General features: G+C 62.6%; 14 protein-coding genes. 6 read left to right on the plus strand and 8 right to left on the minus strand.

Going from position 1 to position 12,954, the window contains the following annotated elements; genetic code table 11:
• The first annotated feature begins 107 nt into the window (after positions 1 to 107).
• Positions 108 to 3,077, plus strand: a complete 2,970-nt coding sequence (locus BDD18_RS21570) for a Tn3 family transposase (protein WP_338071836.1) — start codon at positions 108 to 110, stop codon at positions 3,075 to 3,077.
• Between the two features lie 195 nt (positions 3,078 to 3,272).
• Positions 3,273 to 3,500 (plus strand): hypothetical protein, encoded by a 228-nt coding sequence (locus tag BDD18_RS22220; RefSeq protein WP_170207447.1) that lies wholly within the window; start codon positions 3,273 to 3,275, stop codon positions 3,498 to 3,500.
• Positions 3,501 to 3,570: 70 nt separating this feature from the next.
• On the opposite strand, the gene BDD18_RS21580 is transcribed toward BDD18_RS22220, so the two are convergent.
• The 4 genes from BDD18_RS21580 to BDD18_RS21595 form a co-directional block, all read right to left on the minus strand.
• Positions 3,571 to 3,933, minus strand: coding sequence for a hypothetical protein (locus BDD18_RS21580; RefSeq protein WP_066693091.1), 363 nt, complete (start codon positions 3,931 to 3,933; stop codon positions 3,571 to 3,573).
• A 93-nt stretch (positions 3,934 to 4,026) separates the two neighbouring features.
• Positions 4,027 to 4,215 carry a type II toxin-antitoxin system RelB family antitoxin gene (relB, locus tag BDD18_RS23020; RefSeq protein ID WP_142085829.1) on the minus strand — a complete coding sequence of 63 codons (189 nt, stop codon included), beginning with the start codon at positions 4,213 to 4,215 and terminating at the stop codon, positions 4,027 to 4,029.
• Complete coding sequence (locus BDD18_RS21590; protein WP_066693088.1) at positions 4,197 to 4,622, minus strand: type II toxin-antitoxin system VapC family toxin; 426 nt, start codon at positions 4,620 to 4,622, stop codon at positions 4,197 to 4,199. Before BDD18_RS21590 ends, relB begins: the two co-directional genes overlap by 19 nt.
• A complete protein-coding gene (locus BDD18_RS21595; protein ID WP_066693085.1) occupies positions 4,619 to 4,876 on the minus strand; it encodes a FitA-like ribbon-helix-helix domain-containing protein in 258 nt (85 codons plus the stop codon). Before BDD18_RS21595 ends, BDD18_RS21590 begins: the two co-directional genes overlap by 4 nt.
• A gap of 275 nt (positions 4,877 to 5,151) precedes the next feature.
• Between BDD18_RS21595 and BDD18_RS21605 the strand changes: the two genes are divergently transcribed.
• Genes BDD18_RS21605 through BDD18_RS21620 form a run of 4 tightly spaced genes read left to right on the plus strand, consistent with a single transcriptional unit; the run spans position 5,152 to position 9,631 of the window.
• Entirely contained in the window at positions 5,152 to 6,831 is a 1,680-nt protein-coding gene (locus tag BDD18_RS21605) for a Mu transposase C-terminal domain-containing protein (RefSeq protein ID WP_142085833.1), read from the plus strand.
• A gap of 2 nt (positions 6,832 to 6,833) precedes the next feature.
• Entirely contained in the window at positions 6,834 to 7,742 is a 909-nt protein-coding gene (locus tag BDD18_RS21610) for a TniB family NTP-binding protein (RefSeq protein ID WP_003830789.1), read from the plus strand.
• On the plus strand, positions 7,739 to 8,956 hold the full coding sequence (locus BDD18_RS21615; RefSeq protein ID WP_142085835.1) for a TniQ family protein: 1,218 nt from the start codon (positions 7,739 to 7,741) through the stop codon (positions 8,954 to 8,956). Before BDD18_RS21610 ends, BDD18_RS21615 begins: the two co-directional genes overlap by 4 nt.
• A 60-nt stretch (positions 8,957 to 9,016) precedes the next feature.
• Positions 9,017 to 9,631: a recombinase family protein gene (locus BDD18_RS21620; RefSeq protein ID WP_015063516.1), complete on the plus strand. Its 615-nt coding sequence runs from the start codon at positions 9,017 to 9,019 to the stop codon at positions 9,629 to 9,631.
• A gap of 7 nt (positions 9,632 to 9,638) precedes the next feature.
• On the opposite strand, the gene BDD18_RS22665 is transcribed toward BDD18_RS21620, so the two are convergent.
• Genes BDD18_RS22665 through merA form a run of 4 tightly spaced genes read right to left on the minus strand, consistent with a single transcriptional unit; the run spans position 9,639 to position 12,929 of the window.
• Entirely contained in the window at positions 9,639 to 10,631 is a 993-nt protein-coding gene (locus BDD18_RS22665) for a DUF3330 domain-containing protein (RefSeq protein ID WP_113935374.1), read from the minus strand.
• Entirely contained in the window at positions 10,628 to 10,864 is a 237-nt protein-coding gene (gene merE / locus BDD18_RS21630) for a broad-spectrum mercury transporter MerE (protein WP_113935373.1), read from the minus strand. The genes BDD18_RS22665 and merE overlap by 4 nt, the downstream gene beginning before the upstream one ends.
• A complete protein-coding gene (gene merD, locus BDD18_RS21635) occupies positions 10,861 to 11,226 on the minus strand; it encodes a mercury resistance co-regulator MerD (protein WP_113935372.1) in 366 nt (121 codons plus the stop codon). The genes merE and merD overlap by 4 nt, the downstream gene beginning before the upstream one ends.
• A gap of 17 nt (positions 11,227 to 11,243) precedes the next feature.
• The gene (gene merA / locus BDD18_RS21640) at positions 11,244 to 12,929 is read right to left on the minus strand and encodes a mercury(II) reductase (protein WP_137821424.1); all 1,686 of its coding nucleotides are present in this window, start codon (positions 12,927 to 12,929) and stop codon (positions 11,244 to 11,246) included.
• Between the last annotated feature and the right edge of the window lie 25 nt (positions 12,930 to 12,954).

The following is a 12,954-nucleotide window of genomic DNA, read 5'->3' on the forward strand; positions in this document are numbered from 1 at the left end:
CAAAGCTAGCACTGGCGCGGGGGTGGTCTGGGTAGACCGTTGATTTCATTGACTTTCCTGTTCGCTTTGTAAACGGGTATGGTGGCCTCCCACTTTTGAGGTTCACGATGCAGGGTTGGCACACAACGTTTTTGGGGATGCGTGGGCTCCCCCGCGATATCAGCGACTTCGAGATGAAGGCATTTTTCACCTTCGATGGTGCCGAGCGCGACGCAATCAATGCACGCCGAGGTGATTCCCACAAGCTTGGTCTGGCGCTCCATATTGGTTTCCTGCGCATGAGTGGGCGTTTGCTCGGTGCCTTTCGGGTAATTCCAGTAGCCTTGTGGCGCCACCTTGGCAACGAGCTTGGCATTGCAGCACCAGAAGTCGCCTCGCTGAGAGCCATGTATGAACGCGGGCGCACGCTATTCGATCACCAACAAGTAGCCTGCACGGTCCTTGGATTCCAGTGGATGAGCGAGCACCAGCGCCGCTCACTGGTACGTGAACTGCGCGACGAAGTGGCGCGCTGCGCCGACCGCGATCAGCTACTCGTGCGGGCGCGTCAATGGCTGTACAAGAACAAGCTGGTGATCGTGCACGAGCGGGCAATTCGGACACTGATTGCGGCGGCACTTGCCCAGCTTGAAGTTGAAACAGGCACCGCCATCGCCGCCAGCGTTGATCCAGCAACACTTGATCGCTGGCGAGCCTCAGTTTCAGAGCTGCGCCCAGATGGACAAACCCAGCAGAGTTGGCTATGGGCTGCACCGGCGAAACACTCAACCCGCCAAATCAGCGAGGTACTGGAGCGCATCGACCTGCTTTACACGCTGGACGTTCATAAGCACCTGGCAGACATCCCCGATCTCATCTTGCGCCGCTACGCGCGCCGACTTGTCTCCAGGCCGCCCTCAGCCGGAGCCAAGATCAAAGAGCCAGCGCGCACCGTGGAGGTCGCATGCTTTCTTCGGTATTGCCTGTTCACCACCACAGACCAGTTGATCCTTATGGTGCAGCGCCGGATCGCCGATCTGTGGCGTCAGGCTGCCGCCGATGTCCCCGCTACCGTCAATTGGGCCGCAATGTACAAAACGCTGCTCGGCGAACTTGTTGCCTTGAGCGCGCAAGGTGCGGTGCCAGATGCTGAGTTGCGTGCCCGTCTTGAAGCCTTGATCACCGAAACCCAGAAACGCAAACCACCGAGCAGGGCCTCCCTGGTCCGCGAGGGATTGATTGATGGAATTCGCCCCGTGCGGTCGTTGCTCGTCGCCATTGCAAAGCTGCCCTGGCAGGCCACCGGCGAGCATCCTGCCATCGAGTACCTTGCCAAGCTGCAAGCTTTATATCTCAAAGGATCCAGAAAGCTGCCAGTTGAAGTGGTGGCACCAAGTCTGGGAATGATCTGGCAGGTTTCGATCTCCAGCCCAGACCGGGAACGGGCGTTTCAGGCGTTGGAGGTGGCCACCCTGTTTGCCCTGCGCCGCGCGGTGCGCAATGGCTCGGTCTGGATTGAGCACAGCCTGAGCTTTCGGGGTCGTGCGCGCTTGTTCTTCACGGACGAGCGTTGGCAGGCAGAGTCCAAGAAACACTATGCCCGTCTATCGTTACCCAGCAAGGCTGCCACTTTCTTGAAGCCTTTGCTGGCCAGAGTAACTGCCGGTGTCGATGCGGTGGCCGCTGCAGCCCGCAGTGGCGTACTGCGCGTGGATGATGAACTCCATTTGTCGCCATTGCCCGCAGAGGACGAAGACCCAGAAGTGACCAAGCTGCGCGCGGCTTTGGATCACCGCATCGGTGAGGTTCAATTGCCGGAAGTGATTCTGGCCGTTGACGCCCAGGTGCGCTTTAGCTGGATCATGCTCGGACGTGAGCCGCGCTCTACCGACGAGCTGCTGATGGTCTATGCCGGCATCATGGCCCACGGCACCAGTCTGACTGCGGTCGAATGCGCGCGCATGATTCCGCAATTGTCTGCCACCAGCATTCGCCAGGCCATGCGCTGGGCGCGGGACGAACGGCGTCTGAGCCAGGCCTGCCAGGCTGTGCTGGAATTCATGCAGCGACACCCGATTGCCGCCACCTGGGGGCGGTCCGATTTGGCATCTTCTGACATGATGAGCATGGAGACCACCAAACGGGTGTGGCAAGCCCGGCTTGATCCTCGGCGCAACACACCTTCCATTGGAATCTACTCCCATGTAAAAGACCGGTGGGGCATCTTCCATGCGCAGCCCTTTGTGCTCAATGAGCGCCAGGCGGGCGTGGCCATTGAAGGTGTCATCCGCCAAGAAAAGCTGGAGACCAGCCAGCTTGCTGTGGATACCCATGGCTACACCGACTTTGCCATGTCACATGCCCGTTTGCTTGGTTTTGATCTTTGCCCGCGGTTGAAGGAACTCAAACAGCGCCACCTCTTTGTGCCACGCGGCACCAAAGTGCCCGCAGAAATCGCTGCGGTGTGCGAAGCCAATGTCGACGTCGCTTTGATCGAAAAGCATTGGGATAGTCTGGTGCACCTGGCAGCCTCGGTCATGAGCGGACATGCCAGTGCGGTGGCAGCTCTTGCGCGGTTCGGTTCTGCCGCCCAGGGCGATCCAATCTATGAGGCTGGCGTGCAATTGGGGCGGTTGCTGCGTACGGCGTTTTTGGCTGACTACTTTGTCAAGGACGCTTTCAGGAACGAGTTGCGCCGGGTGCTCAATCGGGGCGAGGCTGTTAACGCCCTCAAGCGCGCCATTTATACCGGCCGGATCAGCCCGGCGCAGGCCAAACGTGTCGATGAAATGCAGGCTGTGGCCGATGCGTTAGCGGATAGTTTCGTTAGGTCGCTTCTTATCCTTAGACAGCCGAAAAACGGCCACGTCCATGATGTCGCGGCTATCTTTGGTCGCCACGTCGTACAGCATCGGCACGAAAAAATCGGCCTGTGCATCGCCCTCTGGAGGCTTACGCAGAGTGCTGCCGCCGGATGTGTCGGCCGGGCGGTCGTTGCCGTGCAAAAAGCGCCGCTCGGCCTGCTCGAACGTCTCGCCCGGCAGGGCCTGCGCCTCTACCGCCTTGCGCCGCTTCGCTCTGATTTCCTCCATGCGTGATTGCGTGCCGGATGCTGGCCCGCTGGCCGGCTTCACGCCGGGCAGCACGCCACCGGCACCAAGGATGCCGCCCAAGGGCTGGAAGCCATCAACGCGTACCGGCTCGGCTTTGCGCTCTGGTGAGCGAAAGAACCGCTTGGCGGCCTCGGCCTGCCGCTTCGCTGCTTCTTCGCCAATGCCCGAGTCGATGAGCTTTTGCCGGAACTCGTTTGCGGTGAAGGCTTCGCGGCGGGCCTCTGCCGTCTTTTCGGCGACGTTGGCGGCTTCGTCGGCCGGCAGGCCCATTTCAATCAGCTCGGCGCAGTAGGTGGCTTCGTCAAACGGATCACCATCAAGGTTTTTTGCTGTCTGTCCTGCGCCATTTTTGGTAGTATTGGTCATGGTCATTTGCCTGTTTTGGTGATGGTCAGCAGCCCTTTATGAGTTCGCCACTCCGGGGCTGCACCCCGGCCCGACACTGTTAGAGCAGTGCCGGGCCTTTCTTTTTCCTGCGTCAGTGCGGGCCGGTTTCCTCGCACCAGTTGGACGAATCCACGATTATTTCGGGGTCAAGGTGCGTCACGTCGGCCAGCGTCGTGAGTGCCTTTTCAAACGTCCGAAAGCGTACCGGGCGGCCGTCGTGCGTGATGGCGTGCAAGGTCTGACCCTGCCGGGCGTACAAGGCGAAGCCTTGGCCGTCGTCGGGGTAAAGCACGGCCTGCACGCGCTCCCCGTTAGGGGTGTCGCAAGCGGCATTCAGACGGTGGAACGTCCACGCCCTGCCCTTCCTCACCTTCGGTTCGATCTGCTCGAAAAACCCGCTCACTGGCACCTCTGCCGCATCGAGTGATGCGCCCAAGTGTTGATCTTCATTCATCTTCGCCACTCCTGAAAAACCGGCGTTAGAGCGCCGGGGTTGGTATTGGTGACAAGTAGATTTCGCCGGCGAGATCCGTTTGTCACCACGTCGTCACGGCGCTTTCCGCGCCGCGTGTTCTGTCGGCCTGCCCTTTCCCAAGCGGGCAAGCTGGGCATCCATCCGGGCCATGACTTCCTCATGCGGGATGCTTGGCCTTGGATCGTCGATGGCGGCCTGAATCTCGGCGGCTAGCCATGCTGTGTGTTTCTCTTGGGCCGTGGTCACTGCGCCACCTCCCACGGGTTGATGACATTCAGCCCGGCAGCCTCAAACGGGGTGGTGTCACGGGTGGCGACGGCGAAGCCGTTGGCAAGGGCGACGGCCGCAATGAAGGCATCAGCCGTTTCGACCGCCAAGCCGGCATCGCGGGACTTGGCCAGCAGCTCGGCATAAGCCTTCGTGCAAGCCATATCGAACGGCAACACCCGGTTAGCGAACATCGGCAGCAAGCGCTTTTCCAAGTTCTCATGCAGGCCGTCCCGACGCTTTCCGGCCGGCATCAGCGCAATACCCGCACGCAGCTCGGCTACCGTAATCGCGGAAAGGTAGAGTGTTTCCAGCGCCTGCGCGTCGATCCAGTCAAGGACGCGGGCATTAGGCTCCCGGCGCTGCGGCTCCGAAATCACGTTCGTATCGAGCAGGATCATTCGAAGCTCACCGCACGGGCCGGAGACTTGATGCGCGCGCGCTCAAACAAGGCGTGTTCTTCATCCGTCAGGCCGCCAGCCTCGCGGGCGATGGAAGCCAGGAACGAACCAAGTTTCATGCGGCCCTCTGGCTTCGCTGCCCGCTCCAAGATGTCGCGGATTTCGGCCTCGGTGCTGCGGCCATGCTGGGCGGCTTGGATTCGGATAGCCCGATGCACCTCATCGGGCAGATTTCTTACATTCACGTTTGCCATTTGGTATATCTCCATCAAGAGCTATCAATGCACCCATTGTATAGCAATGACGCCAAACCGCAAGCATTTCATGCTGCATGGGCAACTTGAGTAGCCAAAAATGGCCTAGCCAATTTAGATTGCCATTTGAGGGCGTCTTTTCAGAAGACGACTGCACCAATTGACGGGGCGTAACGCCAGGTGTGCAGTCGGCTCCTGACCACGCAATATCAGAAGTCATCTGCACCAATCTCGACTATGCTCAATACTCGTGTGCACCAAAGCGAGGTGTGAGCATGGCGTCAGACACATCATTGATTGCCGAGCAAGGCGTGGCCACCCTGCCCGATGCGGCTTGGGCGCAGGCCCGGCAACGGGCGGAAATCATCGGGCCGCTGGCAGCGCTTGATGTGGTCGGGCATGAAGCCGCCGATGCCGCTGCTCACGCGCTTGGCCTGTCCAGGCGGCAGGTGTATGTCCTAATCCGCCGTGCCCGGCAAGGTGCTGGGCTTGTGACGGACCTGGCTCGCAGCCGATCCGGCGGCGGAAAAGGCAAGGGACGCTTGCCGGAATCAGTTGAGCGCATCATCCGCGAGTTGCTGCAAAAGCGCTTCCTGACCAAGCAGAAGCGTAGCCTGGCAGCGTTCCACCGCGAGGTCGCGCAGGCTTGCAAAGCGCAAAAGCTGCGGGCGCCGGCGCGCAACACCGTGGCTCTGCGGATCGCCGGCCTCGATCCGCTCAAGGCCACTCGCCGCCGGGAAGGTCAGGATGCGTCCCGCAGCCTGCAAGGTGTCGGTGGTGAGCCTCCCGCCGTGACCGCGCCACTGGAACAAGTGCAGATTGATCACACGGTCATCGACCTGATCGTGGTGGACGAGCGCGACCGGCAACCGATTGGCCGTCCGTATCTGACCATCGCCATCGACGTGTTTACCCGCTGCGTGCTCGGCATGGTCGTCACGCTGGAAGCGCCGTCATCTGTTTCGGTCGGCCTGTGCCTTGTGCATGTCGCCTGCGACAAGCGTCCCTGGCTGGAGGGTCTGAACATAGAAATGGAGTGGCCGATGAGCGGCAAGCCCAGGCTGCTCTACCTGGACAACGCGGCCGAGTTCAAGAGCGAAGCGCTACGCCGAGGCTGCGAGCAGCATGGCATCCGGCTTGACTATCGCCCGCTCGGGCAGCCGCACTACGGCGGCATCGTGGAACGGATCATCGGCACGGCGATGCAGATGATCCACGACGAATTGCCAGGGACGACCTTCTCCAACCCTGACCAGCGCGGCGACTACGATTCCGAAAACAAGGCCGCCCTGACGCTGCGTGAGCTGGAGCGCTGGCTCACATTGGCGGTCGGCACCTACCACGGCTCCGTGCACAACGGCCTGCTCCAGCCGCCGGCAGCGCGCTGGGCCGAAGCTATCGCGCGGACCGGCGTGCCAACCGTCATCACTCGCACCACGGCTTTTCTGGTCGATTTTCTGCCCATCATCCGCCGCACGCTGACCCGCACCGGCTTCGTCATCGACCACATCCATTACTACGCCGATGCGCTCAAGCCGTGGATAGCTCGGCGCGACCGCTTGCCTGCGTTCCTGATCCGGCGCGACCCGCGCGACATCAGCCGCATTTGGGTGCTGGAGCCGGAGGGGCAGCACTATCTGGAAATTCCATACCGCACCTTGTCGCACCCGGCTGTCACCCTCTGGGAACAACGACAGGCGCTGGCGAAATTGCGGCAGCAAGGGCGCGAACAGGTGGATGAGTCGGCGCTGTTTCGCATGATCGGCCAGATGCGCGAAATCGTGTCCACCGCACAGAAGGCCACGCGCAAGGCGCGGCGCGACGCGGATCGACGCCAGCACCTCAAGGCATCGCCTCCGCCGGACAAGCCGATTCCGCCGAAAACGGACGTTGCTGATCCGCAGGCAGACAACCTGCCTCCGGCCAAACCGTTCGACCAGATCGAGGAGTGGTAGCCGTGGACGAATATCCCATCATCGACTTGTCACACCTGCTGCCAGCGGCACAGGGGCTGGCTCGGCTGCCGGCGGACGAGCGCATCCAGCGCCTTCGCGCCGACCGCTGGATCGGCTACCCGCGCGCGGTCGAGGCGCTGAACCGGCTGGAAACCCTGTATGCGTGGCCAAACAAGCAACGCATGCCCAACCTGCTGCTGGTTGGCCCGACCAACAACGGCAAGTCGATGATCATCGAGAAATTCCGGCGCACGCATCCGGCCAGCTCCGACGCGGACCAGGAACACATGCCGGTGCTGGTCGTGCAGATGCCGTCCGAACCGTCGGTGATCCGCTTCTACGTCGCGCTACTTGCCGCGATGGGGGCACCATTGCGCCCGCGCCCACGGCTGCCGGAAATGGAGCAACTGGCGCTGGCACTGCTGCGCAAGGTCGGCGTGCGCATGCTGGTGATCGACGAGCTGCACAACGTCTTGGCCGGCAACAGCGTCAACCGGCGGGAATTTCTCAACCTGCTGCGCTTCCTCGGCAATGAGCTGCGCATCCCATTGGTCGGGGTCGGCACGCGCGACGCCTACCTGGCCATCCGCTCGGATGACCAATTGGAAAACCGCTTCGAGCCCATGATGCTGCCGGTGTGGGAGGCCAACGACGATTGCTGCTCACTGCTGGCCAGCTTCGCCGCTTCGCTTCCATTGCGGCGACCCTCGTCGATTGCCACGCTGGACATGGCCCGCTACCTGCTCACACGCAGCGAGGGCACCATCGGCGAACTGGCGCACTTGCTGATGGCGGCGGCCCTCGTCGCCGTGGAGAGCGGCGAGGAAGCGATCAACCACCGCACGCTCAGCATGGCCGATTACACCGGCCCAAGCGAGCGGCGTCGGCAATTCGAGCGGGAACTGATGTGAAGCCAGCGCCACGCTGGCCGCTGCATCCGGCTCCCAAGGAAGGCGAAGCCTTGTCTTCATGGCTCAACCGCGTGGCCCTTTGCTATCACATGGAGGTGTCCGACCTGCTGGAGCACGATCTTGGTCACGGCCAGGTTGATGACCTGGATACCGCGCCACCACTGTCGCTGCTGATGATGCTCTTCCAGCGGAGCGGCATCGAGCTGGACCGGCTGCGTTGCATGAGTTTCGCCGGCTGGGTGCCTTGGCTACTGGATAGCCTTGATGATCAGATTCCAGACGCATTGGAAACCTATGCGTTCCAGCTCTCGGTGCTGCTGCCGAAACTCCGCCGTAGGACGCGATCCATCACGAACTGGCGTGCCTGGCTGCCCAGCCAGCCGATACATCGCGCCTGTCCGCTCTGTCTGAACGACCCGGCAAACCAAGCCGTACTGCTTGCATGGAAGCTGCCCCTGATGCTGAGCTGCCCGCTGCATGGTTGCTGGCTGGAATCCTATTGGGGCGTGCCTGGGCGGTTTCTCGGCTGGGATAACGCCGACACTGCGCCGCGCACCGCCAGCGACGCGATTGCAGTGATGGACCGGCGTACCTGGCAGGCACTGACGACCGGCCATGTGGAGCTGCCGCGCCGACGCATCCACGCTGGATTGTGGTTTCGGCTAATACGCACGCTGCTCGATGAGCTGAACACCCCGCTTTCGACGTGCGGAACCTGCGCGGGGTATCTCCGCCAAGTATGGGAAGGCTGCGGGCATCCGCTGCGTGCTGGGCAAAGTCTGTGGCGACCGTATGAAACCCTGAACCCGGCAGTACGATTGCAGATGCTGGAGGCGGCGGCAACGGCAATCAGCTTGATTGAGGTGAGGGATATTAGCCCGCCAGGCGAGCATGCAAAGCTGTTCTGGTCCGAGCCCCAAACCTGGTTCACCAGTGGCCTGCCGGCGAAAGCGCTGAAGCCCGAACCCGTCGATCACTGGCAGCGTGCGGTCAAGGCCATTGATGAGGCCATCATTGAAGCGCGGCACGACCCCGAGACGGCACGCTCGCTGTTCGCGTTGGCTTCCTATGGTCGGCGCGACCCCGCTTCCCTGGAACAGTTGCGCGCTACCTTCGCGAAGGAAGGCATCCCCACGGAATTTTTGTCACATTACGAGCCTGACGAGCCCTTTGCATGTCTTAGACAGAATGACGGGTTAAGTGACAAATTTTGACGACCAGAACTTTCCGGTTCACACTGTCACATAATCGAACGTATATGTGACAGGTGCAAGATGCTGATTGGCTACATGCGGGTATCGAAGGCAGACGGCTCACAGGCCACCGACTTGCAGCGCGATGCGCTAGTCACTTCTGGCGTCGATCCCACCCAACTTTACGAGGATCAGGCGTCTGGCAAGCGCGAAGACCGCCCTGGCTTGGCGAGCTGCCTAAAGGCGCTGCGCGAGGGGGATACGCTGGTGGTGTGGAAACTGGACCGGCTCGGGCGTGACCTGCGCCACCTGATCAATACCGTCCACGACCTGACCGGCCGTGGTGTCGGACTGAAGGTGCTGACCGGCCACGGTGCGGCCATCGACACCACGACGGCCGCCGGCAAGCTGGTCTTCGGCATCTTTGCCGCGCTGGCCGAGTTCGAGCGCGAACTGATCGCCGAGCGCACCGTGGCGGGCCTGGCCTCGGCACGGGCGCGCGGTCGGAAAGGTGGCCGGCCGTTCAAGATGACGGCCGCCAAGCTGCGCCTGGCGATGGCGGCAATGTGCCAGCCCGAAACCAAGGTCGGCGACCTGTGCCAGGAACTCGGCATCACGCGACAGACCCTGTACCGACACATTTCCCCAAAAGGCGAGTTGCGCCCAGATGGGACGAAACTACTCAACCGTACCTGACAAGTAGTCAGCCTCCGCCTGACGGCGGCGAATCGCAAGCGCTCGGCTTGGCGCTGGTTTCGGTCGCAGTAATGGCGCGTGCCTGGAAGCGCTGGTAGCACTCCAGCCCGCAGAAGTGCTCGACGTACTCCGCGCCTTCCGGGGTGAAGGCGGCATCGAGCGGGATTTCCTTGCAACACACGCAGCAAGCGGTGCTCGGTTCGTTGACGTTCATGGTGGTGTTTCTCCATTGGTTGACGAAGCTGGCGAAGGTCGCCGCCGGCATCGGCTTGGCGAACAGAAAGCCCTGCACCGTGTCGCAGCCGGCCTGCCGCAACCACGCCAGGCTGTCGGGTGTTTCCACGCCTTCGGCCACTACCTCCATGCCCAGCCCATGCGCGAGCTGGATCACCGCCCGCACGATGCATTGGTCGCGGGTATCGTCCGGCAGCCTGGCAACGAACGATTGGTCGATCTTCAGCGTGGTGATCGGGCAGCACTTCAGATGTTGCAGGCAGGAATAGCCCGTGCCGAAGTCGTCGGCCGCGAAATGCACGCCGAGGGCACGCAAGGCGTCGAAGGTGGCGAACAGGGCCGGATTGCCGAAGGCGACCGATTCAGTCAACTCGATCTCCAGACATTCGGCGGGTAAGTCCGCATCGGTCAGCACCCGCTGAATCTCGGCATCGAACATCGGCCCGACCTGACTCGCGGACACATTGACGGCGAGCCGGAACGGCTGCCACGCCAATGCTTGCCACTTGCGCATCTGTCGGCAGGCTTCGCACAGCACCCACGTGCCAATTGCCGGCATCAGGCCGGACGACTCGGCCAGCGGTATGAACTGACCTGGTGGCAGCAGTCCCAAGCTCGGATGCCGCCAGCGCAGCAGCGCTTCCGCGCCGACGATCCGGTTATTACGCAGATCGACCAGCGGCTGGTAATACAGCTCAAGCTGCCGGCTCGCCGCCGCCTGCGCCAACTCAGTCGCCGTCCATCCGGCGGGGTGCGAAGTCATCATGATCCGCCCCGGAAGGCGCGCAGTAGCCGCGTCACGGACAGAATGAATAAGCCGGTCAGCGTGAGGGCTGCAATACCCCAATGTTCCCCGATGAATGCGCCGGCTGTCGTTCCGGCCAGCACAACGGCGAGAATCGGCAAATGACAGGGACAGGTGAGCACGGCCAACGCGCCCCACAGATAGCCGGTGAACGGCTTGGGTGTTTCGGTCGGCAAACGCTCGGGACTGTTCATAGCAGACTCTCCGCGTGCTGTGCCGGCTCGGTCGGCAGGGTGGCCAACTGCACTTCCAGATCGGCCAACGCTTCGCGTCGGCGTTCGACGAACTGGCGCAGCACGGCAAGCTGCGCTGCGGCCTGGTCGCTGTCCGCCGTATCGAGTGCCCGGCACAACCGCGCCAGCGCATCGAGGCCGATGCCCGCTTCGAAGGCCGCCCGCACGAAGCACAGCCGTTGCAAGGCCGCCTCGTCGAACAGGCCGTAGCCGCCTGGGGTGCACGCCACCGGCCGCAGCAGTCCGCGCAGCAGGTAGTCGCGCACAATATGCACGCTCACCCCGGCATCAAGGGCCAGCCGGGACACCGTGTAGGCGTTCATAGAACACCTCCTTTTCCTCACCCAGCGCAGCAGGAAAGCTGCTTCACGTCCTTGTTGAAGGTCTGCGCCGCGAGCTTCAGTCCTTCGACCATCGTCAGGTAGGGGAACAACTGGTCGGCCAGCTCCTGCACCGTCATGCGGTTGCGAATCGCCAGCGCTGCCGTTTGGATCAGCTCGCCCGCTTCCGGCGTGACCGCCTGCACGCCGATCAAGCGCCCGCTGCCCACTTCGACTACCAGCTTGATGAAGCCGCGCGTATCGAAGTTCGCCAGCGCGCGCGGCACGTTGTCCAGCGTCAGCAATCGGCTGTCGGTCTCGATGCCGTCGTGGTGTGCTTCCGCTTCGCTGTAACCCACGGTCGCCACTTGCGGGTCGGTGAACACCACCGCCGGCATCGCGGTCAGGTTCAGGGTTGCGTCGCCGCCCGTCATGTTGATCGCCGCACGGGTGCCGGCCGCTGCCGCCACATATACGAACTGCGGCTGGTCGGTGCAGTCGCCGGCGGCGTAGATGTGTTCCACGCTGGTACGCATGCCGGAGTCGATGACGATAGCGCCTTGCGGATTGAGTGCGATGCCCGCCGCTTCCAGATTCAGGCTGCGCGTGTTCGGCGCTCGGCCGGTAGCGACCAGCAGCTTGTCGGCGCGTATTTCGCCGTGCCCCGTGGTCAGCACGAATTCGCCGCCTTCATGCGCGACCTGGCTGGCCTGCGTGTGATCCAGTACCTCGATGCCCTCCATGCGAAACGCGGCCGTGACGGCTTCGCCGATGGCCGGGTCTTCGCGGAAGAACAGCGTGCTGCGTGCCAGGATCGTCACCTTGCTGCCGAGTCGGGCAAAGGCTTGCGCCAGTTCCAGCGCCACCACTGACGAGCCGATCACGGCCAGGCGTTCGGGAATCGTGTCGCTGACCAGGGCCTCGGTCGAAGTCCAGTAGGGTGACTCTTTCAAGCCCGGGATCGGCGGCACGGCCGGACTGGCACCCGTGGCGACCAGGCAACGGTCGAAGGCCACAGCGCGCTCGTTACCATCGTTCAAACGAACGACAAGGCTCTGGCCGTCCTTGAAACGCGCTTCGCCGTGCAGAACGGTGATGGCCGGATTCCCGTCCAGGATGCCCTCATACTTAGCATGACGCAGTTCGTCGACGCGCGCCTGCTGCTGGACCAGCAACCGCTCACGCAAGATCGTCGGCGGCGTGGGCGGCATGCCGCCATCGAACGGGCTTTCGCGACGCAAGTGGGCGACGTGGGCGGCGCGGATCATGATCTTGGACGGCACGCAGCCGACATTCACGCAGGTGCCGCCGATGGTGCCGCGCTCGATCAGCGTGACGTGCGCGCCTTGTTCGACGGCCTTCAGCGCTGCCGCCATCGCGGCGCCGCCGCTGCCGATCACGGCGATATGGAGCTTGCCAGCATCCCCGCCAGCCTTGTCATCACTGCCCAGCCATTCGCGCACCTTGCCGAGCAATCCGCCGCCCGCCGGAGCCACGGGCGCATCGGCGAGCGTAGCCCGATAGCCGAGTCCGGCCACGGCAGCGGTCAGCGTATCCGGCGATGTGTCGGCCTCGATGGCGAGCCTGGCGCTGCCCTTGGCATAGGAAACCTCCGCTGATTGCACGCCAGGCACTTTCTCCAGAGCTTCCTTGACGTGAACCGCGCAGGAGTCGCAGGTCATGCCGGTAATTTTGAGGGTGGTCATTCATCGTTCCTTTTCTGTGTTGGCT

The sequence above is a fragment of the Acidovorax temperans genome, from assembly GCF_006716905.1.
GTDB classification, from domain to species: domain Bacteria; phylum Pseudomonadota; class Gammaproteobacteria; order Burkholderiales; family Burkholderiaceae_C; genus Acidovorax; species Acidovorax temperans.

Excerpts from the sequence above, each read along its gene's own strand:
- merE (WP_113935373.1), bottom strand. The coding sequence starts at position 10,864 with ATGAACAGTCCCGAGCGTTTGCCGACCGAAACACCCAAGCCGTTCACC.
- BDD18_RS21580 (WP_066693091.1), bottom strand. The coding sequence starts at position 3,933 with ATGAATGAAGATCAACACTTGGGCGCATCACTCGATGCGGCAGAGGTG.
- BDD18_RS21620 (WP_015063516.1), top strand. The coding sequence starts at position 9,017 with ATGCTGATTGGCTACATGCGGGTATCGAAGGCAGACGGCTCACAGGCC.
- merD (WP_113935372.1), bottom strand. The coding sequence starts at position 11,226 with ATGAACGCCTACACGGTGTCCCGGCTGGCCCTTGATGCCGGGGTGAGC.
- BDD18_RS21605 (WP_142085833.1), top strand. The coding sequence starts at position 5,152 with ATGGCGTCAGACACATCATTGATTGCCGAGCAAGGCGTGGCCACCCTG.
- BDD18_RS22665 (WP_113935374.1), bottom strand. The coding sequence starts at position 10,631 with ATGATGACTTCGCACCCCGCCGGATGGACGGCGACTGAGTTGGCGCAG.
- BDD18_RS21570 (WP_338071836.1), top strand. The coding sequence starts at position 108 with ATGCAGGGTTGGCACACAACGTTTTTGGGGATGCGTGGGCTCCCCCGC.
- merA (WP_137821424.1), bottom strand. The coding sequence starts at position 12,929 with ATGACCACCCTCAAAATTACCGGCATGACCTGCGACTCCTGCGCGGTT.
- BDD18_RS21590 (WP_066693088.1), bottom strand. The coding sequence starts at position 4,622 with ATGATCCTGCTCGATACGAACGTGATTTCGGAGCCGCAGCGCCGGGAG.
- BDD18_RS21595 (WP_066693085.1), bottom strand. The coding sequence starts at position 4,876 with ATGGCAAACGTGAATGTAAGAAATCTGCCCGATGAGGTGCATCGGGCT.